This window comes from Thioalkalivibrio sp. ALE23, assembly GCF_000378545.1.
In the GTDB taxonomy this organism is placed as follows: Bacteria; Pseudomonadota; Gammaproteobacteria; order Ectothiorhodospirales; family Ectothiorhodospiraceae; genus Thioalkalivibrio.
This window is the reverse complement of sequence record NZ_KB900035.1, coordinates 217,312-242,269: the sequence shown is the minus strand read 5'-3', so window position 1 is coordinate 242,269 and position 24,958 is coordinate 217,312. Positions and strand designations below refer to the sequence as shown.

Genomic DNA, 24,958 nt, shown 5'->3' with positions numbered 1-24,958 from the left:
GGTCAGTCCTCCTCGCGGCGCGCCAGGGCGACGGTGTAGTCGCGCCCCTGCTTGAGCTTGTCGTAGTTGCCGAACACCTCGCGAAACCCCTTTTCGATGAAGCGTCGCAGCCCTGTAATGGTCACGACATACAACCGCCCTCCGGGGTTCATCTGCTCGTGCGCATCCAGCAGCCAGGTATAGAGCAGCTCGCGCCCGACCTTGGCCGGGAGATTGGAGGCGACGACATCGAAGCGACGGTCGCGGATATGCGAGAAGCCGTTGCTCAGCAGGCATTCGACGTTGGTCAGCCCGTTACGCTCGGCATTCGCGCGGGCGTATTCCACCGCCATGAAGTTGGTGTCTACCAGGGTGCAGGCCCCGGGCGCGGCCTTGTGGGCCATCACCAGGCCGATCGGACCATAGCCGCAGCCGAGATCGAGGCAGCGATCACCGGATCCAATCTCGGCGTGCCGCAGCAACAGCCGGGTCCCGTCGTCGATCCGCCGCGGCGAGAACAGGCCCCACGTGGTGCGCAGGCGCAGCGGCACGCCTTCCAGGGTCTCCTCGATCTCGAGGTCCTGTTTCAGTTCGGCCTGACGCGCGCGACGCGCGGCGACATCGGGAAAATCGTTCCGACTCATTGCAATGGTTCTCCGGCGAGGCCCCGCCACAGGGATTCGGCGACGTCGGCCACTGCGTCGGCGTCGTCCTCGCCCGGCAGGCCGACCACGTTCACATGCCCCATCTTGCGCCCCGGACGGGCCTCGGCCTTGCCGTACAGATGCAGCCGGGCCCGCGACTCGCCGAGCACGCCGGTCCAGTCCGGCGCGGTCGCCGCCGGCCACAGGTCGCCCAGCAGGTTGACCATGGCCACCGGGGCGGTCGCCCGGGCCGGGGCCAGCGCCAGGCCACAGACCGCACGCAGCTGCTGTTCGAACTGCGACACGCTGCAGGCATCCAGGGTGTAATGGCCGGAATTGTGGGGCCGCGGGGCGATCTCGTTGACCAGCAGCTCGCCGCCGGCGGTCACGAAGAATTCCACCGCCAGCACCCCGCAGTAATCCAGACGATCGGCCACCCGCAGCGCGACGTCTCGGGCCTGCTGCTCCAGTGCGGCGGACAGACGCGCCGGGACCCGGGTCAGGTGCAGGATGCCGTGGCGATGATGGTTCTCGGCCACCGGGAACACCTCGCTGCGCCCGTCCGGCGCGCGCGCCACGATCACCGAGACCTCGCGCGCCAGCTCGACCTGCTCTTCCAGCACGCAATCCACCCCGCCCAGCCCGGCATGGGCCGCGGCCAGGTGGTCCGGATCCTCGAGACGGGCCTGCCCCTTGCCGTCATAGCCCAGACGAGCGGTCTTGAGCACCGCCGGGAAGCGCGGCTCGCCGGCCCCGGTGGCCGGGGGCTGCGGATCACGACCGGCCAGCACCGGTCGCCACGGCGCCACCGCGATCCCTGCCTCGGCGAGGAAGCGCTTCTCCGCCAGCCGGTCCTGGGCGATGGTCAGCGCGCGTGGCCCGGGGCGCAGACAGCCGCGCGCCGCCACGCGTTCCAGCGACGCGGCGGGGATGTTCTCGAACTCGGCGGTGACCGCCGCGCAGGCATCGGCCAGCTGATCCAGCGCCGCATGATCGTCGAATGCGGCGACGCGGTGCCAGTCCGCGACCGCTCCGGCCGGGCTGCGCGGGTCCGGGTCCATCACCATCACGGCGTAGCCCGAACGGCGCGCGGCCAGCACGAAATAGCGGCCCAGCTGGCCGCCGCCCAGCAGGCCGAGGGTGGCGGGCGGAGCAATCATGGACGGTTCACGCCGGATCCGGCGGCAGGCTCTGACCGAGAACGGCGTCGCGCTGTTCGGCGCGGAAGGCGTCCAGCCGCGCCGCGAGATCGGGGTCGCCGGTGGCCAGCATCGCGGCCGCGAACAGCGCGGCATTGGCGGCACCCGATTCGCCGATGGCGAAGGTGGCCACCGGGATCCCGCGCGGCATCTGCACGATGGACAGCAGCGAGTCCTCGCCCTGCAGGTGCCGCGAGGCCACGGGCACGCCCAGCACCGGCACCGGCGTCTTGGCGGCCAGCATGCCCGGCAGGTGCGCGGCGCCGCCGGCGCCCGCGATGATCGCGGACAGACCCCGCTCGCGCGCCTGTTCGGCATACTCGAACAGCAGATCCGGCGTGCGATGCGCGGACACCACGCGGGTCTCGTGGGGAATCTCCAGGCGCGCCAGCAGTTCGGCCGCACGCTCCATGGTTCCCCAGTCCGAGGTGCTGCCCATGACCACGCCCACGCGCGGCGGTGTTGCGGTGTCGGTGATATTCATCCGCGCAACCATAGCGGGAGCGCCGTGCGGCGACAAGCCGGCCGGCGGTCTTCGGCGGCGCGTTCCCTGTGTCGCCACAGCCGCTACAATACGCGGATGGACGATACCCTTCTTGAAAGTGACATCCCCGACCTGAAATGCGTCCACCGCGGCAAGGTGCGCGACCTGTACCGGGTGGACGACGACCACTGGCTGATGGTGACCACCGACCGGCTGTCGGCATTCGACGTGATCCTGCCTACCCCGGTGCCGGACAAGGGACGGGTGCTGACCGCGATCACCGTGTACTGGATGCAGCGCATCGAACGCGAGCTGGACATCCCCAATCAGCTGACCGATATACCGCTGGCCGAGGTAGTGCCGGACCCCGCGGTGCGCGCGCCGCTCGAGGGGCGCAGCCTGGTGGTCCGGCGACTGGAGGCCCTGCCGGTGGAAGCGGTGGTGCGCGGCTACCTGATCGGCTCCGGCTGGAAGGACTATCAGGCGACGGGTGCGGTCTGCGGTCTCCCGCTGCCACCGGGCCTGGAACTGGCCGGGGCACTGCCGGAGCCATTGTTCACTCCCAGCACCAAGGCGGCGGTCGGGGATCACGACGAGAACGTCGACTTCGACCATGTCGCCGCGGCCATCGGCGAGGAACGCGCGCGCGAAGTCCGCGAGGCCAGCATCGCGATCTACAAGCTGGCGCGCGAGCACGCCGCCGCGCGCGGGATCATCATCGCCGACACCAAATTCGAATTCGGGCTCGACCGCGAAGGCCGCCTGCATCTGATCGACGAGGTCCTGACACCCGACTCCTCACGCTTCTGGCCGGCGGACGAATACGCCCCGGGCCGCAGCCCCGCGTCGTTCGACAAGCAGTACGTGCGCGACTATCTCGAAACCCTGGACTGGGACAAGACGGCCCCGGGCCCGGCCCTGCCCGCGGAGATCGCCGAGCAGACGGCGGCGCGCTATCGCGAGGCGCTGGAACGCCTGACCGGGTCGCCGCTCGACCGGCCATGAATCCCGCGGGCCTGTTCGTCAGCGCCACCGACACCGGCGTGGGCAAGACCTTCGTTGGCTGCGCGCTGCTGCGGGCCTGGTGCGCGGCGGGGCTGAGGCCCGTCCCGTGCAAGCCGGCGGAATCCGGCTGCGAGACAGGACCGGACGGCCTGTATCCCGCCGACGGCGCGGCCCTGACCGCCGCCGCGGGGCTGCCCCCGGCGGCAGTGGCACGGGTGACCCCCTGGCGATTCCCCGATGCCCTCGCCCCGGACCAGGCGGCGCGTAACACCGGCCGCCCGCTGTACCTCGCGGACCTGGTCGACGCCTGCGAGGCTCAACGGGAAGAAGCGGAGGGGCCGCTGCTGGTGGAAGGCGCCGGCGGCTTCTATTCGCCGTTGGCCGAGGACGCGCTGAACGCCGACCTGGCCGCGGCGCTCGGCCTGCCCGTACTGCTGGTGGCGGAAGATCGCCTGGGGACGCTGAACACCTGCCTGCTGACACTCGAAGCCCTGGAGCGGCGCGGACTCGCACTGGCGGGGATCGTGCTCAACCGGCGCCAGCCCGACACCGATCCACGCCTGGACAACGCATCCGCCCTGCAACGGCGCAGCCCGGTACCGGTGATCGAACTGGCCGAGGGGACAGCCCCGGAGGCGGCCGGTCAGAGGGTCTCGACCTCCATCGCATCGGGCCTGATCCCGCCTTCGGCCGGATCGGCCTCCGGCCGCTGATCCTCACCGCCGCGCGCCGGGGCCTCGCCAGCCTCGTCGCGGCGGAGCTCGAGCAGGGCATCACGCAGGGCATGAGTCCCGGGGTGATCCACCCGACGGCCCTCCAGGATGTGCACCGGCCGCAGGTCCTCGCCGTAGTAGGCCTCGTTGAAGTCTTCGCGAACCGTCAGGCGTGAGCCTTCGAAGCTCATCCCCAGATACGCCCCGCGGGCCCGCGCGTAAGAGATGAAATCCGCATTGACGGAGGCACTGCGCCCGGCGCCCACCGGCCCCGCGGCGACTTCGGCATCACCTCCCAGGCGCATGGACGAGGCAAACAGCGAATCGCGGGCATCGGGCCGCCGTGCAACCATCACCACCTCGGCGGCATCCCCGCCGATCTGTACGCCGAAGCTGACGGATCCGAGTGAATAGAACCCCACCGGACTGTAATCGCCCTCGTCTTCGTCCCAGGCCAGGGCCACGCCCAGCCCGCCGGATCCGCCAATGAAGAACCCGCCACGGATCACGCGCGGGAAGATCACCACCGCATGCGCTTCCCGCAGGTCGGCGCGCAGCGCGGGATAGTCGGGGTGCCCGGCCATGCGGGTGAGGGTGTCCTTCGCGCGGTCGACGATGTCCTGCGGATCGACGTCGCGCGCGAACGGGTTGGCGCTGGCCGGGGCCATCAGGGAGAGGGCCACGGCAAGAGCGAGAGCAATGACGATAAACGGGCGCATCGGGGCCTCCGTGGAGGTGCCTGGGTTCGAACAGGATCCCGACATGATGGCACAAAAAAAGGGGGCCGAAGCCCCCTTTTTCGTGCATCCGTGCGCGGATCGCGAGATCAGTTGATCTTCGGATCCAGATCGCCGCTGTTGTAGCGGGCAACCATGTCGTCCAGCGACATCGGCTTGATCTTGGACGCCATCCCGGCGCAGCCGAAGGCTTCGAAGCGCTGCTTGCAGACGTCCTTCATGCCGGCGGTCGAGGCCTTCAGGAACTTGCGCGGGTCGAATTCCTTCGGGTTCTCGGCCAGGAACTTGCGCACCGCGCCGGTGGAGGCCATGCGCAGGTCGGTGTCGATGTTGACCTTGCGCACGCCGTGCTTGATGCCTTCCTGGATCTCCTTGACCGGCACGCCGTAGGTCTCGCCCATGTCACCGCCGTACTGGTTGATGATCTTCAGCCATTCTTCCGGCACCGAGGAGGAGCCGTGCATCACCAGGTGGGTGTCCGGGATCCGGGCGTGGATCTCCTTGATGCGCTCGATCGCCAGGATGTCACCGGTCGGCGGACGGGTGAACTTGTAGGCGCCGTGCGAGGTGCCGATGGCGATGGCCAGGGCGTCGCACTTGGTCTTCTTGACGAAGTCCGCGGCCTCGTCCGGGTCGGTCAGCAGCTGGTCGTGGGACAGCGTGCCTTCGGCGCCGGAACCGTCTTCCTCACCGGCCTGGCCGGTTTCCAGGGAGCCCAGGCAGCCCAGCTCGCCTTCCACGGACACACCGCCGGAATGGGCCATCTCGGCCACCTTGGCGGTCACGTCGACGTTGTAGTCGTAGGTCGACGGGGTCTTCATGTCGGGCATCAGGGACCCGTCCATCATCACCGAGGTGAAGCCCGACTGGATGGAACGCAGGCACACCGCCGGCTCGGAGCCGTGGTCCTGGTGCAGCGCGATCGGGATGTCCGGATACTGCTCGGCGGCCGCTTCGATCATGCGGCGCAGGAAGGGCTCACCGGCGTACTTCCGCGCACCGGCGGACGCCTGGATGATCACGGGGGAGTCCACTTCCTTCGCGGCCTCCATGATCGAATGGATCTGTTCCATGTTGTTGGCGTTGTAGGCCGGCATGCCGTAGCCATGCTCGGCGGCATGGTCCAGCAGCTGGCGAAGCGAGATCAGTGCCATGGTTCCTCCTTACGGGATTCGCACTTCAGGTTGGGAACTGGACGTCCGGGTGACGGTCGCCGTCAGGCGACTTCGCCGGCCCGGACGATTTTCATTGCGTTGGTGCCGCCATGGGCACCCTGCAGGTCGCCCTTGGTGATTATGACCAGCTGGCCATCCTGCACGACCCCCTCGGCCTGGAGCAAGTTGACCGCTTCGCGGTTCAGGCTCTCGTGGCTCTCCGGCAGCGAGTCGACATACACCGGATAGACACCGCGGTACAGACTCATGCGCCGACTGGTGTCCATGCGCCGGGTCAGCGCGTAAATCGGGATCCCGGAACTGATCCGCGACATCCACAGGGCGGTGGCGCCGGACTCCGTGAGGGCCGCGATCGCCTGCACATCCAGGTGATTGGCCGTGTACATGGTGGCCATCGCGATCGCCTCGTCCACGCGCCCGAAGGTGGAGTCCATGCGGTGGTCCGACTGCCGAGCGGCACGCTGGCGCTCCGCGGCTTCGCAGATCCGGTCCATGCTGGAGACCACCCGTCCGGGATAGCGTCCGGTGGCGGTCTCGCCCGACAGCATCACGGCGTCGGTGCCGTCCAGCACCGCGTTGGCCACGTCGAAGACCTCCGCCCGCGTGGGGATCGGATTCTGGATCATGGTCTCCATCATCTGGGTCGCGGTGATGACCAGACGGTTGAGGGCGCGGGCCCGCGAGATCAGGGTCTTCTGCACCCCGGGGAGTTCGGCATCGCCGATCTCCACGCCGAGATCCCCGCGCGCGATCATGATCACCTCGGTCGCCGAGATGATCTCGTCGATCACGTCCAGGGCCTCGGAACGCTCGATCTTGGCGCAGATCCCGGCCTCCCAGCCGGCCTCCTTCAGGAGCCCGCGGGCCAGGTGGATGTCCTGCGCCGAGCGCGGAAACGACACCGCCAGGTAGTCCACCTCCAGCTCGGCCGCCAGGCGGATGTCCTCGCGATCCTTGTCGGTGATCGCCGGGGCGGACAGGCCACCCCCCTGGCGATTGATGCCCTTGTTGTTGGACAGCTCGCCGCCGACCACGACCTCGGTTTCGACCCGGCTGGCCGCGACCGCGGTCACCTTGAGCACGATGCGGCCGTCATCCAGCAGCAGGATGTCATCCGGGCGCACGTCCTTCGGCAGGTCGGTGTAGGTCAGGCCGACCTGGGTGTCGTCACCGTCGTCGCGGCCCAGACCCGCGTCCAGCGCGAACGGTGCGCCTTCTTCCAGGTGCACCTTGCCATTGGCGAAGCGCTCGATGCGGATCTTGGGCCCCTGAAGGTCGCCGAGGACGCCGACCACGCGATGGGCGCGCTCGGCGGCCGCGCGCAGTCGCTGCACGCGGGCACGGTGGTCATCCGGATCCCCGTGCGAGAAGTTGACGCGCACGACATCGACGCCGGCCTGGATGATGGCATCCATGGCTTCGTCGCTGTCGGTCGCGGGGCCAAGGGTGGCTACGATCTTGGTGCGTCTCACGCGGGGCTCTCCGATGTTCGATGACGTGGCGTTCAAGGCCGTTCAGCCCTTCGCCCGCTCCTCGAGCATCGCCACGGCCGGCAACGTCTTGCCTTCCAGGAACTCGAGGAAGGCGCCGCCGCCGGTGGAGATGTAGCTGATGCGCTCGGAGAGATCGTATTTGTCGATCGCCGCCAGGGTGTCGCCACCGCCGGCAATGGAGAAGGCATCGCTTTCCGCGATCGCCTCGCCCAGGGCCTTCGTGCCGGCCGCAAACTGGTCGAACTCGAACACGCCCACCGGGCCGTTCCAGACGATGGTGCCGGCATTGCGCAGGGCTTCCGCGTAGGTGGAGGCGGTCTCCGGACCCACGTCGAAGATCATGTCGTCGGCGCCGATCGCGTCCACCGACTTGGTCTCCGCCGGCGTGCTGTCGGAAAACTCCTTGCCGACGGTGACGTCGGTCGGCACCGGGATCTCGCCGCCCTTGGCGCGCGCGGCTTCCATCAGTCGCTTCGATTCGTCGACCAGATCGGCCTCGTACAGCGAGTTGCCGACATCATGGCCCTGGGCCGCGATGAAGGTGTTGGCGATGCCGCCCCCCACGATCAGCTGGTCCACGACCTTGGACAGGGACTCCAGCACGGTCAGCTTGGTCGAGACCTTGGAGCCGCCGACGATCGCGACCAGCGGGCGCTTCGGGTTATCCAGCGCCTTGCTCAGGGCTTCCAGTTCGCGGGCCAGCAGCGGACCGGCGCAGGCCTGCGGCGCGAACTTGCCGGCCCCGTGGGTGGAGGCCTGGGCGCGGTGAGCAGTACCGAAGGCGTCCATCACGTAGACGTCGCACAGCGCGGCGTACTTCTTCGCCAGCGCCTCGTCATCCTTCTTCTCGCCCTTGTTGAAACGGACGTTTTCGAGCATCACCACCTCGCCGGGCTGGATCTCCACCCCGTCGAGATAATCCCGCACCAGACGCACTTCGCGGCCGAGCAGCTGCCCCATGTGCTCGGCGACCGGGGCCAGGGAATCCTCCTCGGAGAATTCGCCCTCGGTGGGCCGACCCAGATGCGACATCAGCATCACGCCGGCGCCGCCTTCCAGGGCCTTCTGCACGGTCTCGAGACTCGCGCGGATACGCGCATCGGACGTGACCTTGCCGTCCTTGACGGGGACGTTCAGGTCCTGGCGCACGAGCACGCGGCGACCCTGCAGATCGAGATCGGTCATCTTGGTGACGGACATGGAATACCTCGCGAAAAAGGTTGGAACGAAAAAGTCTTCGGTGCAGCCTCCCCTACGGGGAAGCTGCGCCCAAGACTCTGGCGGGACGCCGCCGGGAGCGGCACGCGCCCCGGCGGACTCCCCGCAGGTCTTATTGGGCGACGTGCTCCACCATGCGGAGCATGTTGCAGGTGTAGCCGTACTCGTTGTCGTACCAGGCCACGACCTTCACGAACGTCGAGTCCAGCTGGATGCCGGCGCCGGCATCGAACACCGACGGGGCGGTGTAGCCGCGGAAGTCGGTGGAGACCACCAGGTCCTCGGTGTAGCCCAGAACGCCCTTCAGCTCGCCCTCGGAGGCCTTCTTCATGGCCTCGCACACGGCCTTGTAGTCGGCCTCGCCATTGAGTTCGGCGGTCAGGTCGACCACCGACACGTCGGAGGTGGGCACACGGAAGGCCATGCCGGTCAGCTTGCCGTTCAGCTCGGTCAGCACCTTGCCCACCGCCTTGGCGGCACCGGTGGAGGACGGGATGATGTTCTCCAGGATGCCGCGGCCGCCGCGCCAGTCCTTCATGGACGGGCCGTCGACGGTCTTCTGCGTGGCGGTGGCGGCGTGCACGGTGGTCATCAGGCCGCGCTTGATGCCCCAGTTGTCGTGCAGGACCTTGGCCACCGGCGCCAGGGCGTTGGTGGTGCAGGAAGCGGCGGAAACCATGTTCTGGCCGCTGTAGTCGCCGTGGTTCACGCCGTAGACGAACATCGGGGTGTCGTCCTTGGACGGGGCGGACATCACGACCTTCTTGGCGCCGGCGTCCAGATGCTTCTGCGCGGTCTCGCCGGTCAGGAACAGGCCGGTGGACTCGATCACCACGTCGGCGCCGATGTCGCCCCACTTCAGGGCGGCCGGATCCTTCTCCGCGGTCAGGCGGATGCGGTTGCCGTTCACGACCAGGTCGTTGCCCTCGACACTGATGTCGCCTTCGAAGCGGCCGTGGACCGAATCGTAGCGCAGCATGTAGGCCAGGTATTCCGGATCCAGCAGGTCATTGATGCCGACCACCTGCAGGTTGGGGAAGTCCTGGGCGATGGCGCGGAAGGCCATGCGGCCGATGCGGCCGAAACCGTTGATACCAACCTTGATAGCCATGGGAGTCTCCTCTTTCAGCTCTTATTGAAAATCGTCGGGGCTCAGCCGTTCAGCACGTCGCGGGCGATCTGCGCGACATTCTCCGGCTTGAAGCCGAAGTAATCGAACAGCGCACCGCCCGGGGCGGATTCGCCGAAGCAGTCCATGCCGAACACCGCGCCGTCCATGCCGGTGAACTTGTACCAGCCCGCGGTGGCGCCGGCTTCCACGGCCACGCGCTTGCGCACGGCGGACGGCAGCACGGATTCGCGGTAGGCCGGATCCTGCTGTTCGAACAGTTCCACGCAGGGCATGGACACGACGCGCGCCTTCTTGCCCTCGCCGGCCAGCGTCTCGGCCGCCTGCACGGCCAGCTCGACCTCGGAACCGGTCGCGATGAAGATCAGATCCGGGGTGCCGTCGCAGTCCTTCAGCACGTAGCCACCGCGCGCGATGTTGGCGAGCTGCTCGCCGTCGCGCTCCATGTGCGGCATGCCCTGGCGCGACAGGATGAACGCGGACGGCCCGTCGGTGCGCTCGACACCGGCCTTCCAGGCCACCGCGGTCTCGACCGCGTCACAGGGGCGCCACACGTTCAGGTTGGGGATCAGGCGCAGGCTCGGGGTCTGTTCGATCGGCTGGTGGGTCGGGCCGTCCTCGCCAAGGCCGATGGAATCGTGCGTCAGCACGTACATCACGCGCTGCTTCATCAGCGCGGACATGCGGATGCCGTTACGCGCATAGTCCGAGAAGATCAGGAAGGTGCCGCCGTACGGGATGAACCCGCCGTGCAGCGCAATGCCGTTCATGATCGCGGCCATGCCGAACTCGCGCACGCCGTAGTACACGTAGTTGCCGGCGGCGTCTTCCTTCGAAACGGGCTTCGAGCCGCTGTACATGGTCAGGTTGGAGCCCGCCAGGTCGGCGGAGCCGCCCAGCAGTTCCGGCAGCGCCGGGGCATAGCCACCGATGGTCGCCTGCGACGCCTTGCGCGTGGCGGTCTTCTCGGCCTTCTCGACGGTTTCCTTGATGAAAGCCGTGGCCTTCTCGGTCCAGTCGGAGGGCAGGTCGCCGGCCATGCGGCGTTCGAATTCGGCGGCCAGTTCGGGGTGCGCCTTGCGATACGCCTCGAAGCGTTCCTTCCATTCGGCCTCGGCCTTCGCGCCCTTGTCCTTCGCATCCCAGCCGGCGTAGATGTCGTTCGGGATCTCGAACGGGGCGTGGTTCCAGCCCAGCTCCTTGCGGGTCAGCGCGACTTCGTCATCGCCCAGGGCAGCGCCGTGGCACTCTTCCTTGCCGGACTTGTTCGGGGAACCAAAGCCGATCACGGTGCGGCAGCAGACCAGGGTCGGCTTGCCGGTTTCCTTGCGGGCCTGCTCGATCGCGGCCTTGACCGCATCGGCGTCATGGCCGTCCACGTCGCGCACCACGTGCCAGCCATAGGCCTCGAAGCGGGACGGGGTGTCGTCGGTGAACCAGCCTTCGACCTCGCCGTCGATGGAGATGCCGTTGTCATCCCAGAACGCGACCAGCTTGCCCAGGCCCAGGGTACCGGCCAGCGCGCAGGCCTCGTGCGAGACGCCTTCCATCAGGCAGCCGTCACCGAGGAACACATAGGTGTTGTGATCGACGATCTCGTGGCCCGGACGGTTGAAGTGGGAGGCCATGACCTTCTCGGCCAGCGCCATGCCCACGGCGTTGGACACGCCCTGACCCAGCGGGCCGGTGGTGGTCTCGACGCCTGCGGTATAGCCGTACTCGGGGTGCCCCGGTGTCTGCGAATGCAGCTGACGGAACTGCTTGAGCTCGCCCATCGGCAGGTCGTAGCCGGTGAGGTGCAGCAGCGAGTACACCAGCATCGATCCGTGGCCGTTGGACATCACGAAACGGTCGCGGTCGGCCCAGTCCGGGTTCGCCGGATTGTGCTGCATGTAGTCGTTCCACAGCACCTCGGCGATGTCCGCCATCCCCATCGGGGCCCCCGGGTGACCGGAATTGGCCTTCTGGACCGCGTCCATCGAAAGGGCGCGGATGGCATTGGCAAGCTCTCTACGGGTGGGCATGCGGGTCTCCTGCTCAAGTGATGAAAGATTCTGGCCGGGGCGGGAACCGGTCTCGCGGCTCCGGCGCTGCAGCATCAAGGCGCGCCGGGCGGACCGGACAACGGGCGGGCAAGGCCGCACAACCCCAGTGACGGCGGAGCATTTTGGCCACTTTCAACCAGCGGGGCAAGTCGCGTCCCGACGCGCCGCAGCGGGCGCGCCGGCGCGGATCGCCGACACCCCCGCAGCCGGGGCTCGTGGGTTCCGCCGACAGGGGGGGCTTAGAAATTCCCGGCGAGTCGCGTTACACTAGCGGTCGTTTTGCGCAAAACTAAATCGAAACGACAGAAAAGGAACGCTTAATGTCCAACTACATCTTCACCTCGGAATCGGTCTCTGCGGGTCACCCCGACAAGATGGCCGACCTGGTCTCCGACACCATCGTCGACGCCATCATCGAGCAGGACCCGCACGCCCGCATCGCGTGTGAAACCGCCACCAAGACCGGCATGGTCATGCTGCTGGGCGAGATCACCACCGGCGCGCAGATCGATTACGAGCGCCTGGTGCGCGAGACCGTCTGCGAGATCGGCTACGACGATTCCCACAAGGGCTTCGACGGCAACACCTGCGCCGTGCTGAACGTGCTGGGCGAGCAGTCCCAGGACATCGCCATGGGCGTGGACCGCGACGTCTCCGACCGCGCCACCCAGGGCGCCGGTGACCAGGGCCTGATGTTCGGCTACGCCGCGCGCGAAACCGATACCCTGATGCCCGCCCCGATCTTCTACGCCCACAAGATGGTGCGCATCCAGTCCGAGCTGATGAAGAGCGGCAAGCTGCCGTGGCTGCGCCCGGACGCCAAGAGCCAGGTCTCCCTGCGCTATGAAGACGGCAAGCCGGCCGGTCTGGACGCGGTCGTGCTGTCCACCCAGCACAGCCCGGAGATTTCCCAGAAGGACCTGCAGGAAGCCATCTATGAAGAGGTCTTCAAGAAGGTCCTGCCGGCCGAATGGCTGAACCAGGTCTCCAATGACCAGATCCACATCAACCCGACCGGCAAGTTCGAGATCGGCGGCCCGGTGGGCGACGCCGGCCTGACCGGTCGCAAGATCATCGTCGACACCTACGGCGGCATGGCGCGCCACGGTGGCGGTGCGTTCTCCGGCAAGGACCCGTCCAAGGTGGACCGTTCCGCCGCCTACGCCGGCCGCTATGTGGCCAAGAACGTCGTCGCCGCCGGCCTGGCCGACAAGTGCGAGATCCAGGTCTCCTACGCCATCGGCGTGGCCGACCCGACCTCGATCACCATCGACACCTTTGGCACCGGCAAGATCGACGACCGTCGCATCGAGACGCTGGTCCGTGACATCTTCGATCTGCGCCCGTGGGGCCTGATCCAGATGATGGATCTGCTGCGTCCGATGTACAAGGCGACCGCCGCCTACGGCCACTTCGGCCGCGAAGACGTCGACCTCCCCTGGGAGCGCACCGACAAGGCCGAGGAACTCAAGAAGGCCGCCGGACTCTAAGAGTCCATATTTCGTAAGCGAAACACCCATCCGGCTGAGGAGCGCTGCAGCGGTTCCACCGTCAGGCTCAGCCGGATGTTCCCCTGAAGTAACACGGCGCTCATCCAGACCAACGGAGAAGTAACACCATGAATGCTGTGATGGATGCCAAGAAAACCGGCGACTACGTCGTCAAGGACATCAACCAGGCCGAGTTTGGCCGCAAGGAAATCGCGATCGCCGAGACCGAAATGCCCGGTCTGATCCAGACTCGCGAAGAGTACGCGGCCTCCCAGCCGCTGAAGGGCGCCAAGATCGCCGGCTCCCTGCACATGACCATCCAGACCGCCGTGCTGATCCAGACCCTGGAAGCGCTGGGTGCCGAGGTCCGCTGGGCCTCCTGCAACATCTACTCCACGCAGGACCACGCTGCCGCGGCCATCGCCGACAACGGCACGCCGGTCTTCGCCGTGAAGGGTGAGACCCTGGAAGAGTACTGGGACTACTGCCACCGCATCTTCGAATTCGACGGCGGTGCCAACATGATCCTGGACGACGGTGGCGACGCGACCCTGCTGCTGCACATCGGCGCCAAGGCCGAGAAAGACCCCTCCGTGCTGGAAAACCCCGAGCACGAAGAAGAAGTGGCCCTGTTCGCCAAGATCAAGGAACGCCTGGCCGAGCAGCCCACCTGGTACTCGGACATGCTGTCCAAGATCCACGGCGTGACCGAAGAGACCACCACCGGCGTGCACCGTCTGTACCAGATGGCGAAGACCGGCGAGCTGGCCTTCCCCGCCATCAACGTCAACGACTCGGTCACCAAGTCCAAGTTCGACAACCTGTACGGCTGCCGCGAGTCCACCGTGGACTCCATCAAGCGCGCCACCGACGTGATGATCGCGGGCAAGATCTCCGTGGTCGCCGGCTACGGTGACGTCGGCAAGGGCGCCGCCCAGTCGCTGCGTGGCCTCGGTTCCACCGTGTGGGTCACCGAAATCGACCCGATCTGCGCCCTGCAGGCCGCGATGGAAGGCTTCCGCGTCGTGACGATGGACGAAGCCGCCGACAAGGCCGACATCTTCATCACCGCCACGGGCAACAAGGACGTGATCACCGAAGATCACATGACCCGGATGAAGGATCAGGCCATCGTCTGCAACATCGGCCACTTCGACTCCGAGATCGACGTCGCCTCGATGCGCAAGTACGAGTGGGACAACATCAAGCCGCAGGTTGACCACATCATCCTGCCGAACGGCAACCGCATCCTGATGCTGGCCGAAGGCCGTCTGGTGAACCTGGGCTGCGGCACGGGCCACCCGTCCTTCGTGATGTCCAACTCGTTCACCAACCAGTCGCTGGCGCAGATCGAGCTCTGGAACAAGGGCTCGGAGTACGACAAGCAGGTCTACATCCTGCCGAAGCATCTGGACGAGAAGGTCGCGAACCTGCACCTGAAGAAGCTGGGCGCGAACCTGACGCGCCTGACCGACGACCAGGCCAAGTACCTGGGCATGTCGGTGGATGGTCCGTTCAAGCCGGAACACTACCGCTACTGATCGGCCAGCCTCACATTAGTCAACTGACTGTGTGACAGCCCGGGCGGGCCGCATACTCGTGCGGTCCGCCTTCTTTTTGTCTGGAGGACAAGCAATGAGCAATCAGGAACGCGTCTTCAGCGTTGAATTCTTCCCGCCCAAGGACGATGCCGGCGCCGAACGCCTGGCCAAGGCCCGCAAGCGTCTGGGCGCCCTCAAGCCGGAGTTCTACTCCGTCACCTTCGGCGCCGGCGGTTCGACCCGTGACCGCACCCTCGAGACGGTCAAGGACATCATCCGGAACGATGGCATCCCGGCCGCCCCGCACGTCTCCTGCATCTCGTCCACGAAGGACGAACTGCGCGACCTGCTGAACGCCTACCGCGACATCGGCGTGGACCGCATCGTGGCGCTGCGTGGCGACCTGCCGTCCGGCACCAAGCATTCCGGTGGTGATTTCCGTTACGCCTCGGAGCTGGTCGAATTCGTACGCGCCGAGTTCGGTGACCAGTTCAAGCTGGAAGTGGCAGCCTATCCGGAATTCCATCCGCAGGCCCCCAGCGCCGAGAAGGACCTGGAAAACTTCAAGACCAAGGTGGACGCCGGCGCGAATACCGCGATCACCCAGTACTTCTATAACGTGGATGCCTACGTCGCATTCATGGAGCGGGTCGAGGCGATGGGCATCACGATCCCGATCATCCCGGGGATCATGCCGATCACCAACTACACCCAGATCATGCGCTTCTCCGAGATGTGCGGCGCGGAGATCCCGCGCTACATCCGCAAGCGCATGGAGGCCTACGGGGACGACAAGGACTCCATCCGCAAATTCGGTATCGAGGTGGCCTCCCGTCTGACCGACGAGCTGCTGGAGAAAGGCGCCCCGGGCATCCATTTCTACTCCATGAACCAGGCCGGCCCGACCGAGCAGATCTGGAAGGACCTGGACCTCGACAACCGTCGCTGACCATGCGCTGCCCCCGTCTGCTGATCGAGAATGCCGATCTCGCGGCGGGGCTGCGTCTGCCGGCACCGGAGGATCGGCTGCATTACGCCACCCGGGTTCTCCGGCTGAAAGACGGCGCCGCGTGCCGGGTATTCGACGGTCGCGGCAATGAATTCGACGCCCGCCTGGAGACCACCGGTCGCCGGGCGGGCGTTTTTCATCTGGCAGAGCGCGCCGCCGAACCTACCACCCCGCGCTTTCCGGTGACCCTGTGGCAGGGCATCGCGCGCGGCGATCACATGGACCTCGCCCTTCAGAAGGCAGTGGAACTGGGCGTGTCGCGGATCCGGCCCGTCTTGTGCGAACGCAGCCGTTCAGCCGGCGGGCACAAGGGCCTGGACCGGCGCCAGAGTCACTGGCGGGGGGTCATTGCGGCGGCCGCGGAGCAGTGCGGCCGCAACGAGTTGCCGGTGCTGGAAGCGGTCTGCGAGCCCGACGAAATACGTCCCGGCGAGGCCCCGGAATCCGGGGGTGGCGACCTGGCCCTGCTGGCCGACGAGGCCGGGGTCCCGCTCTCCCGGGCCGTTGCATCAAACGATGCCTCCGGGCCCGACAGCGCCAGCCTCCTGGTGGGTCCGGAAGGGGGGCTGACGGATGCGGAGCGCGCCCTCGCGCGGGACAGGGGATTCCTTCCGGTCCGCACCGGGCCACGCACCCTGCGCACCGAAACCGCGGCCATGGCGATACTGACCCTGGTTCAGTGGCGCTTCGGCGATCTCGAGCCGGCTGACGCGGACGGCTGACGCGGCCCTTCAGCCCACAGGCGTATCCGCTGTCGTCCCTGAACCGGCCGCCCGCTCTCGCGGGCCACCTTGCGGCAGCTCCCGCAGACGGGCTTCGATCGTATCCAGCCGCAACAGGTGCGTAGTCACGCCCGATGCCTTGACCCGCCATGACCACGGCGTGGTCTCCACACCCTCCAGGGCGAAGATGTTCTGCGGCGTGATGCGCACCGGGTGCGGTGTCCCCCGCACCTCCAGGGCGTAATACGGCAGCCTGTCCGGTTCATCGGCACCCTGCAGGACCAGCAGACGCGTGAATCTGCGGTGGTCCTCACCGGTGTCACGCGCCGGATCCAGCAGGTGGTTGACGTTGATCACCGGGATCTGCAGCTCGTTCCAGGTCAGGGGCGCCGCCAGCCACGGCAGTTCGGCCGACACCTCGTCTTCCTCAAGGCTGGAACCCGGTCGCGTGGTGACCTCCAGGAGCGCACTGCGCGGCAGCAGGATCGAGCCTGCTTCCAGCTGGACGATCACCGCCTCGACGCGCTCTTCGCTTTCGCTCATCGTTCTCCTCCGCGACCGGTGACCCGGGTCATGCCGGCGCCCCTTCCAGCTGATGCTCGATCTCGTTGAGCAGGTCGTTTTCGAGGTAAGGCTTCCCGAGATAGCCGTTCACGCCCAGACGCATGGCCCGCTCGCGGTGCTTCGAGCCGCTGCGCGAGGTGATCATGATGATCGGTACGTCGCGGAACTCGGGATGTTCGCGCACATGAGCAGCGAACTCGAAACCGTCCATCCGCGGCATCTCCACGTCCAGCAGGATCAGGTGCGGCCGGCGCTCGTCCAGCAGGGTCACCGCGTCCAGACCGTCGCGCGCGGTCACCACCTCGAAGCCCCGGCGGGTCAGCAGACGGGCCGTCACCTTGCGAATGGTGATCGAGTCGTCGACCACCATGATGCGCGTCGCGGCGCTTTCGGGCTCGACGGCCTCGGCCTCGGCGGCGGTCGCCACGGTTGCGAACCGCATAAGCATGCTCAGATCCAGGATCAGCATCACCGAGCCGTCACCCTGCAGCGTGGCCCCGGCCACGCCCGGAATCCGGCTGAGGACCGGGCCGACCGACTTGACGACCACCTCCTGGCTGCCCGCCAGGCCATCCACACGCAGCGCGACCTTCTGCTCGTCCGTACGTACCAGCAGCAGCGGGAACGGCTCGTCCGGGAGCGGGTGGACCCCGGCCTGGGTCTCGATACCGAGGATCTCGCCCAGGGAATGCAGGGCGTATTCCTGTCCCACATAGCTGTAGGTCGGCGCCGCCCCCGATTCGTCGATCTCCTCGCGCCGCGCCCGGACGACGCCCTCGACCGAGGCCATCGGTACGGCAAAGGTTTCCTCTCCGACCTGCACCAGCAACGAATGGCTGATTGCCAGCGTAAACGGGAGCCGCAGGGTGAAGCGCGACCCGGAACCCGGGATGGAATCAATGTCCAGCGTTCCACCGAGCTGCTTGACCTCGGCATTGACTACATCCATGCCCACACCACGGCCGGCCACATGGTTCACCGATGCGGCGGTCGAGAACCCGGACTGCAGGATCAGCTGCAGTGCCTGATTGTCGCTCAGTTCGGCGTCCGGCGTGATGACTCCGCGGTCGATGGCCTTCGCCCGTACCACTTCCGCATCGATTCCGCCGCCATCGTCGGCGACTTCCATGCGAATCTCGCTGCCGGCCTGCTCCAGGGTCACCGTAATGTGACCTTCCCGCGGCTTGCCCCGCTCTTCCCGCTCGTCAGGTGTCTCGATGCCGTGCGCGACGGCATTGCGCAGCAGGTGTTCCAGCGGCGCCACCAGCCGTTCCAGCAGGGCACGGTCGAGCTCGGAATCCTGGCCCACGAAATCCACCCGGACCTCGCGCTGCATGTCGTCGGCTGCCGCGCGCACCACACGCCGCAGGCGTGGCGCCATGCGAGCGAACCGGACCATGCGCTGTCGCATCAGCTGGTCCTGCAGCTCGGTACCCACGCGTTTTTCCTGCAACAGCACGCCGCCGGCGGTCCGGAGCTCGTCATCCACCTCCTGCTTGAGGCTGTCGAGGTCACTCACACTCTCCGCCAGCGCGCGCGAAAGCTGCTGAATTCCGGAGTAGCGGTCCATCTCCAGCGGATCGAAATCCACCTGCTCCTCGCCGGTTTCCTGTTCCACCCGGAACAGCACCTGCGCTTCGGTTTCGATCTCGAGCTTGCGCAGCTGTTCGCGCACCCGCGTGATGGTCCGGTCCAGCTCCTCGACCTGGTTCTCGACCCGGCCCACCGTCTGTTCGAAGCGCCGATGGAAGGTCGCCAGCTCGCCGGCATTGTTGACCAGGCTGTCGAGCACTTCGGCGTCCATCCGCACCTGGTCCTGCAGCTTGCGGCTGGCGGGCTCCGCCTCATTCGCCGGGGCCGCGGTGTCATCCGCCGTCACCTCGTCGGCGTCGGGTTCGCCGGTCGCTTCGTCAGCCTCCTCCGGCTCTTCCGCTCCCTCCTCGACGCTCCAGTGCCTCAGCCCCGACAGTTCCCGGGTTTGGTTCTCGTCCGTCTGCCATGGCCCAACGCCGCGCTCGACCAGGCCCTGCACCTCCACCAGTGCCTTCTCCGCGGCATCAAAGAATGACGGGCGCGGATCCTGACCGGCTTCGGTCTCGACCCCGAGCGCGGTCTCCAGTGCGTGGGCGATGGCACCCACCACGGTGAAGCCCGCCATGCGGGCACTCCCCTTCAGGGTATGGACTTCCCGCTGGAAGGCCTCCTGGTCAGGACCGGGGCGGCCGCCCGCCTCGCGCCAGGCCGCCAGGGTGTGGAAGGCCTGCTCGAGAATGTCATGAGCCTCCTCGATGAAGACCTCGCCGAACTCCGGATCGATCTCGTCTTCCGACGGAGGAGACGCCGCTGCGACGGGTTCCGGTTCCGGTTCTGGCTCTGGCTCTGGCTCTGGTTCCGGCTCGGGCTCGGGTTCCGGCTCGGGCTCGGGTTCGCCCGTGACTTCGGCCAGCGCCTCCGCTTCCAGCCCCCCGGAGGTTCGGTTCCAGCGATCCTGGGCGTCTGCGAACAGGTCCTCGACCTCGTTCACCCATTCCGGTGGCGTCTCCAGCCGGGCCACCGGAGGTGGCACCGGCGATTCGACCACCGCACCGAGGTGGTCGGCCACTCGACGCAGCAACTCGATGGCCTGCGGGCCCAGCGGCTCCTCCATCTCGCGGTGAAGATGTACCAGGTTTTCGAACGGACGACAGACCGAATGCGCGGTCGAGACGCCCGCGGTTCGCGCGCTGCCGTGCAGGGTATGCAGGGCACGCTCCAACCCGTAACTCGGCGGACGCGGCGGGCCGGCTTCGGCTTCCTCGCGCCACGACCGAACCGTGTCCAGATGGCTGCGGGCCTCGGCCGAGAAGACCTCCCACAACTGCGGGTCGATCACCGGCTCCTCCGCCGGTGTTTCGTCCTCGACCGGCAGGGCGTCGAGCACATGACCTTCTTCCCGGTCCGTCGCCGGCCAGTCCTCGGCAAAGCTTGGCGCCGGCGCGGCTTCGCCCTCCGGGACCGGAGACTCGAGCTCGATCACCGAGTCAAGCTCGGGCTCGGGCTCGGGCTCGGGCTCGGGCTCGGGCTCGGGCTCGGGCTCGGGCTCGGGCTCGGGCTCGGGCTCGGGCTCGGGCTCGGGCTCGGCGGGAGCATCCAGGGCATCCATGCTGCGCGCCAGGGCCGCGAGATCGTCCTCGGCGCCGGCCGCAGGAGCCGCCGGGGCCGGCTCTGCCTCCGCGATAGTCTCGGCGGACTCGCCGGCGGCCAGGGCATCCAGACGCAGGACGATGTCGAGAATCGGCGTTTCCGGTCCCTTCTGGTCACGTACCTCCGCCACCAGCCCCGGAAGCACCGACACCGCGTCGCCCACGGCGGAGAGCGTGTCTCCATCCGCCTGGTCGGTGCCTTCGAGCAGCCGGTTGAGGAAGGACTCCACCACCCAGGCGAACTCGCCCAGCCGCAGTGCCCCCGCGAGGCGACCGGATCCCTTCAGCGTGTGGAAAGAACGACGCACGATGGAAAGCGTATCCATGTCGCCCGGTGCCGAGCGCCAGATCGGGTACTGCTCGTCGAGGCTCTGGATTTCTTCCTCGGCCTCCTCCAGGAAGATATCGAGGATCTCCGCATCTGCGTCCGGCCCGAGGACCTGCTCCTGGAGGACCGCCTCGTCGAAGGTCAAACCACCAGGGCGTTCCGCAAGCGAGGCACCGACCGGCGCTTGGGCCCGCGCGGCGGGCATGTCGAGAGCGGCCTCGGCCTCGGCCTCGGGCTCGGGCTCGGGCTCGGGCTCGGCCTCGGGCTCGGGCTCGGGCTCGGCCTCGGCCTCGGGCTCGGGCTCGGGCTCGGGCTCGGGCTCGGGCTCGGGCTCGGGCTCGCCGGCAGGTTCCTCGCTCGCCCCCTCTTCAGCCAGCTCGGGACCGGACGAGGCTTCGGCATCCGGTGCCGACGACGAAGCCGGCCCGATGTCCTCTTCCGAAAGTTCGAGATCCGGTACGGCATCCCGTTCGGCCGGCTCCGCCGCGCTGTCCGACGCCTCCGGAACGTCAAGATCCGGTATCGAGGCCGTCTCCCCGTCAGCCGGTTCCGGCCGTTCGGGCTCGGCTGGTTCCCCCATTGGGGATTCCGGAGCCGGCGCAGTGTCCTCGGATGCCCCCAGGCGCAGCAGGGCACTGCGACCGCGTTCATGCACACTGTCGAGTTCGCGCCAGGGCTGCCCGGACGATTCCAGCGCAACCTCGATCGAGCTGAGCACCTCCGCCAGTGCATCCACGGCATCCGGTGCCAGATCCGCCGCGGTCATCCCCTCGCGGTCATCGAGGAAACGCAGCAGGGGATCGATCAGGGAATGCAGGCTGCGGAAGCCCCCCATGGAAAGCGCGCCCCGCGTACGATGCAGGGCGTCACGCGCCTCGTCGAGGCTGCTGGCATGGGCATCGCCCGACAGAAACCCCATGAGGTTTTCCCGGACCCGACGAACCTCCACCAGCGATTCGCGGTACAGCGCCTCCGCCAGCTTCCGGTCGTAGGCCGCCTCGCCGCTCGCGGTCTCGCGTTCGCCTTCCAGGCCGGATTCAACGATGGACTCCAGCGCGAGCAGATGCTGGGCCAGCTCCATCTCCAGACGTTCGTCGTGGTGGGCCAGACGCGTGGGTTCCAGACATTCGTCCAGGGCCCGGGTGTGGTGTTCCCCCTGTTCCAGCCCGAGCATGCGCATGGTGGCGCCGATCCGGCGAACCTGTTCGCGCAACGGTTCGAGATCGCCCGCCTCGCGGGTCGCGGAACGAATCAGCACGTCCAGGCGTTCGCGGACCTCTCCAAGATCATCCTCCAGAGCCGCCCGCAGCTTGTCGAAGACTTCGCGCCCCAGACCACTGGATGCGCTCTCGTCCCGGGCATTCAGGTCATCGAGGTGAAAGACCTCGCGCACCGCGCGCGTCTGTTCGGTATCCGCCTCGGCCCTTGCCACGTGGAACAGGAGGGTCTTGATGATGTCGACGGGGGCTTCGTAATCGAGGTCGTCGGCCTGGCCGCCCTCGCGCAGCTGATTGGACAGTGCATTGAGGTAGCGGCCCAGTTCGCGATCGACACGCCCCACGAGACGCCGGATGTCGTTGTTGAGCTCGACCCCGCCGCGCGCCAGACCCTCGAGCAGGGCGCCGGCCACCCAGAAAAGACGCCGGAAATCACCGGCCGGGACCGCCCGCACCACCTCGCGCGAGACCTTGTGCAGCCGCTCCGCGGCCGCCGCGGCGTCCACGCCCTTCACCAGTCCCAGCAGATCCCGCTGAAAACTGCGCCGGGCCTGCTGCAGGGTCCGCAGGCGCTCCGCCGGCGACAGTCCCTCTTCCGGCTCGCCCATGCGCGAATCATCGACGTCGTCGAAGTCGGGCATCAGTTCGGCGACGTCCATGAGCATGCTCGCTCCGCGGACGCTGCGGAGTTCGTTGAGCAGCGGGAGCAGCACCATAGGAGACGGCAGATCGGCGGCATCGCCGTGTTCGAGATAGTCGGGGAGCTGCAGCGCGGCGCGCAACAGTGCCTCGGTGGTCGCGGCCGATGCGGACTCGCCGTTGCGCAGATGCTCCAGCACCGCGAGCATCTCGTCGCACACCTTCACGACGCTTTCGACCTGCACCATCACGAGCGTGCCGCGAATCTGGCGCACTCGTTCGTAGGCCCGGTCCAGCGAATCCACGCTGGTCGGGTCGTCGGAGTATTGGCGCAGGGCTTCCTGGACCTCGCCGAACAGCGCGTCCAGCTCGTCCCGAACCCAGTTCAGTGCACTGGCAACCATTGCGTGGCCCGGCCGTTATCCCTGCGTTCCTGAACGACCCGTGTCGTCCTGGTCCGAAGCCGGCAGCTTGAAGTCCGCGACCGAAGACTGCAGTTGCTGCGACAGCTGGGCCAGGTCGTCGATGGAGGCCGCCGTGGTATGCGTGCTTTCGGTGGTTTCGGTGGTGATCTCGCGGATCTGCGCCATGATGGACGTCACGTTCTTCGCCATTTCGGCCTGCTGATGGGCCGAAGAAGAAATGCCGTCGATCAGGCCGGCGAGGTCGTTGGAAACCTGCTCGATCTCGGACAGCGCCTCGCCCGCCGCCTGGGCCATCTCGGCCCCGGAGACCACGTTGGCGGTACTCTGTTCCATCGAACTGACGGCCTCGCTGGTATCCGCCTGGATCGCCTTGACCAGCCCTTCGATCTGGCGTGTCGCGCTACTCGAGCGTTCCGCCAGGCGCTGGACTTCGTCGGCCACGACGGCGAACCCGCGCCCGGCCTCGCCGGCCGCCGAGGCCTGGATCGCCGCGTTCAGCGCCAGGACGTTGGTCTGTTCGGCGATGTCGTTGATCAGGCCGATGATATCGCCGATCTCCTGCGAAGATTCGCCGAGACGCTTGATCCGTTTTGCCGTCTCCTGAATCTGTTCGCGGATCGAATCCATGCCCTCGATGGAGCGGCGCACGGTGGCGGCCCCGCGCGAGGCGATCTCCACGGAGTTTCGCGCCACCCCCGCGGACTGCCCCGCGTCCGAGGCCACCTTGTCGACCGACTGCGCCATCTCGTCAATCGCGTCGTTCGCCTGCTGGATCTCCTGGGTCTGCTGCTCGGCCTTCTCGGCCAGCCCCAGCACCTGGGCGCGGCTGTTCGCGGCCGAGTCATTGATATCGTCCGCCACACTATTGATGGTGGCGACCAGCGTACGCAGGTTCTCGATCGCGAAGTTCATCGAGTCCGCGATCGCGCCGGTGAAGTCCTCGGTCACCGTCGCGTTGACGGTGAGGTCCCCGTCGGCGAGGTTCATCATTTCGTCGAGCAGACGCAGGATGGCCTGCTGGTTACGCTCGTTCTGCGCCTCGGTTTCCGCCAGTTCGCGACGGGTGTCGCGATACAGGAACAGGCCCAGCGCAAGCAGGAACACCAGTGACAGGAGACCGAAGGCGAAACCGGCCAGGGCAATGAAGCCGGCCTGGTCCGCCCTTTCCGTCAGGGCGGTCTCCAGATCGCCCGTCGCCTCCAGCATGTCGCCGGAACCGGCTTCCACGTCCGCCACCGCGGCGTTCACCTCGAACACGCGGGAAGACGTTTCGAGCACCCCCTCGACCGCCTCGCTGAAGGCGATGAACAGGGTTCCGATCTCGTTGAGCATGGCCTGGGTTTCGGCATCATCCACGGCCTCGATGCCCAGCGGCGCGAAGCCTTCGATCAGCCCGTCCAGCACCCGCCCGAACAGGGTGGCGTCCCGTTCAAAACGTTCGATCGCGGTCGCGGCACGGGCACCGCCCTGCAGCACCTCGTTCAGACTGTTGCCGATCCGCTGGATCAGCATGGTCTGGCGCGCGGCCACGTAGATCTGGTCGGGATCCTCACCAATCTCCGACATGCGCCGCACCACGCTGTCGGACAGCCGGGCCAGCTCGGGGGAGAACTCGTTCACGGCTTCGGAGAATTCGGTGACTTCCTCGATGGCATCACGCCCATGGAGGATCGTGTTCACGTTGTCGCGATAACCGCTCCACTCGCCCTGAACCTGTTCCAGGTCGGCTTGCAGGTCGTCCGGCAGCGGCCCCAGGCCTTCGCGACCGTCGCGCAGTTCCTCGAGGTTGCGGTCGAACGCATCGCGGAGTTCGCCGATCTGTTCGAAGGCACGCTCGGAACCGGCTGCGGCCTCCAGCGAGCCGGTGGCCAGCCGCTGGGACAGCAGACGCATGTCGTTCGCCAGCGCGATCCGGTCGCGGTACTGGCTCTGCTCGTATTCATGCAGGGTGAACGCGACGCCCGTCCCGATCAGAGAGACTACCAGCAGCCCCCCGAGCAGCAGGTTGCGCATACGACGA

The 24,958-nt window shown here is 67.3% G+C and carries 17 protein-coding genes, 1 pseudogene and 1 riboswitch; of the genes and pseudogenes, 6 read left to right on the top strand and 12 right to left on the bottom strand.

The features are described from left to right. Nucleotides 1–2 precede the first annotated feature (2 nt). Genes F573_RS0111470 through purE form a run of 3 tightly spaced genes read right to left on the bottom strand, consistent with a single transcriptional unit; the run spans nt 3 to nt 2,306 of the window. Complete coding sequence (locus F573_RS0111470) at nt 3–623, bottom strand: class I SAM-dependent methyltransferase (protein WP_019022700.1); 621 nt, start codon at nt 621–623, stop codon at nt 3–5. Further along, the gene (locus tag F573_RS0111465) at nt 620–1,783 is read right to left on the bottom strand and encodes a 5-(carboxyamino)imidazole ribonucleotide synthase (RefSeq protein WP_019022699.1); all 1,164 of its coding nucleotides are present in this window, start codon (nt 1,781–1,783) and stop codon (nt 620–622) included. The genes F573_RS0111470 and F573_RS0111465 overlap by 4 nt, the downstream gene beginning before the upstream one ends. Before the next feature lie 7 nt (nt 1,784–1,790). Further along, nucleotides 1,791–2,306, bottom strand: coding sequence for a 5-(carboxyamino)imidazole ribonucleotide mutase (purE, locus tag F573_RS0111460; protein WP_019022698.1), 516 nt, complete (start codon nt 2,304–2,306; stop codon nt 1,791–1,793). A gap of 96 nt (nt 2,307–2,402) precedes the next feature. On the opposite strand from purE, the gene F573_RS0111455 reads away from it, so the two are divergent. Beyond that, nucleotides 2,403–3,311, top strand: coding sequence for a phosphoribosylaminoimidazolesuccinocarboxamide synthase (locus F573_RS0111455; RefSeq protein ID WP_019022697.1), 909 nt, complete (start codon nt 2,403–2,405; stop codon nt 3,309–3,311). Continuing rightward, nucleotides 3,308–4,024: a dethiobiotin synthase gene (gene bioD / locus F573_RS0111450; protein WP_019022696.1), complete on the top strand. Its 717-nt coding sequence runs from the start codon at nt 3,308–3,310 to the stop codon at nt 4,022–4,024. The genes F573_RS0111455 and bioD overlap by 4 nt, the downstream gene beginning before the upstream one ends. On the opposite strand, the gene F573_RS0111445 is transcribed toward bioD, so the two are convergent. The 6 genes from F573_RS0111445 to tkt all read right to left on the bottom strand — a co-directional run bounded on the left by F573_RS0111445 (nt 3,955) and on the right by tkt (nt 11,800). Then, nucleotides 3,955–4,743, bottom strand: a complete 789-nt coding sequence (locus tag F573_RS0111445) for a lipid-binding SYLF domain-containing protein (protein WP_018869702.1) — start codon at nt 4,741–4,743, stop codon at nt 3,955–3,957. The two genes, bioD and F573_RS0111445, sit on opposite strands and share 70 nt — an antisense overlap. Nucleotides 4,744–4,850: 107 nt before the next feature. After that, nucleotides 4,851–5,915: a class II fructose-bisphosphate aldolase gene (fba, locus tag F573_RS0111440; RefSeq protein ID WP_019022695.1), complete on the bottom strand. Its 1,065-nt coding sequence runs from the start codon at nt 5,913–5,915 to the stop codon at nt 4,851–4,853. 62 nt (nt 5,916–5,977) lie between these two features. Then, nucleotides 5,978–7,408, bottom strand: coding sequence for a pyruvate kinase (pyk, locus tag F573_RS0111435; protein ID WP_019022694.1), 1,431 nt, complete (start codon nt 7,406–7,408; stop codon nt 5,978–5,980). A 42-nt stretch (nt 7,409–7,450) separates the two neighbouring features. Then, complete coding sequence (locus tag F573_RS0111430; protein ID WP_019022693.1) at nt 7,451–8,629, bottom strand: phosphoglycerate kinase; 1,179 nt, start codon at nt 8,627–8,629, stop codon at nt 7,451–7,453. 130 nt (nt 8,630–8,759) lie between these two features. Then, nucleotides 8,760–9,758: a type I glyceraldehyde-3-phosphate dehydrogenase gene (gene gap / locus F573_RS0111425; protein ID WP_019022692.1), complete on the bottom strand. Its 999-nt coding sequence runs from the start codon at nt 9,756–9,758 to the stop codon at nt 8,760–8,762. A gap of 41 nt (nt 9,759–9,799) precedes the next feature. Then, on the bottom strand, nt 9,800–11,800 hold the full coding sequence (gene tkt / locus F573_RS0111420; protein ID WP_019022691.1) for a transketolase: 2,001 nt from the start codon (nt 11,798–11,800) through the stop codon (nt 9,800–9,802). Between the two features lie 341 nt (nt 11,801–12,141). On the opposite strand from tkt, the gene metK reads away from it, so the two are divergent. The 4 genes from metK to F573_RS0111400 all read left to right on the top strand — a co-directional run bounded on the left by metK (nt 12,142) and on the right by F573_RS0111400 (nt 16,583). Further along, complete coding sequence (gene metK / locus F573_RS0111415; protein WP_019022690.1) at nt 12,142–13,311, top strand: methionine adenosyltransferase; 1,170 nt, start codon at nt 12,142–12,144, stop codon at nt 13,309–13,311. Nucleotides 13,312–13,341: 30 nt separating this feature from the next. Further along, nucleotides 13,342–13,420, top strand: a riboswitch (S-adenosyl-L-homocysteine riboswitch). Nucleotides 13,421–13,439: 19 nt separating this feature from the next. Continuing rightward, on the top strand, nt 13,440–14,852 hold the full coding sequence (gene ahcY, locus F573_RS0111410; protein ID WP_019022689.1) for an adenosylhomocysteinase: 1,413 nt from the start codon (nt 13,440–13,442) through the stop codon (nt 14,850–14,852). 94 nt (nt 14,853–14,946) lie between these two features. Continuing rightward, nucleotides 14,947–15,801 (top strand): methylenetetrahydrofolate reductase [NAD(P)H], encoded by an 855-nt coding sequence (gene metF / locus F573_RS0111405; RefSeq protein ID WP_019022688.1) that lies wholly within the window; start codon nt 14,947–14,949, stop codon nt 15,799–15,801. A 2-nt stretch (nt 15,802–15,803) separates the two neighbouring features. After that, nucleotides 15,804–16,583: a 16S rRNA (uracil(1498)-N(3))-methyltransferase gene (locus F573_RS0111400; RefSeq protein WP_019022687.1), complete on the top strand. Its 780-nt coding sequence runs from the start codon at nt 15,804–15,806 to the stop codon at nt 16,581–16,583. 9 nt (nt 16,584–16,592) lie between these two features. On the opposite strand, the gene F573_RS0111395 is transcribed toward F573_RS0111400, so the two are convergent. The 3 genes and pseudogenes from F573_RS0111395 to F573_RS0111385 form a co-directional block, all read right to left on the bottom strand. Next, nucleotides 16,593–17,126 carry a hypothetical protein gene (locus F573_RS0111395; RefSeq protein ID WP_019022686.1) on the bottom strand — a complete coding sequence of 178 codons (534 nt, stop codon included), beginning with the start codon at nt 17,124–17,126 and terminating at the stop codon, nt 16,593–16,595. A gap of 28 nt (nt 17,127–17,154) precedes the next feature. Continuing rightward, nucleotides 17,155–22,917 carry an Hpt domain-containing protein gene (locus tag F573_RS0111390; protein ID WP_019022685.1) on the bottom strand — a complete coding sequence of 1,921 codons (5,763 nt, stop codon included), beginning with the start codon at nt 22,915–22,917 and terminating at the stop codon, nt 17,155–17,157. A 60-nt stretch (nt 22,918–22,977) separates the two neighbouring features. Further along, nucleotides 22,978–24,951 (bottom strand): annotated as a pseudogene (locus tag F573_RS0111385) (methyl-accepting chemotaxis protein); the annotation flags it as partial. Between the last annotated feature and the right edge of the window lie 7 nt (nt 24,952–24,958).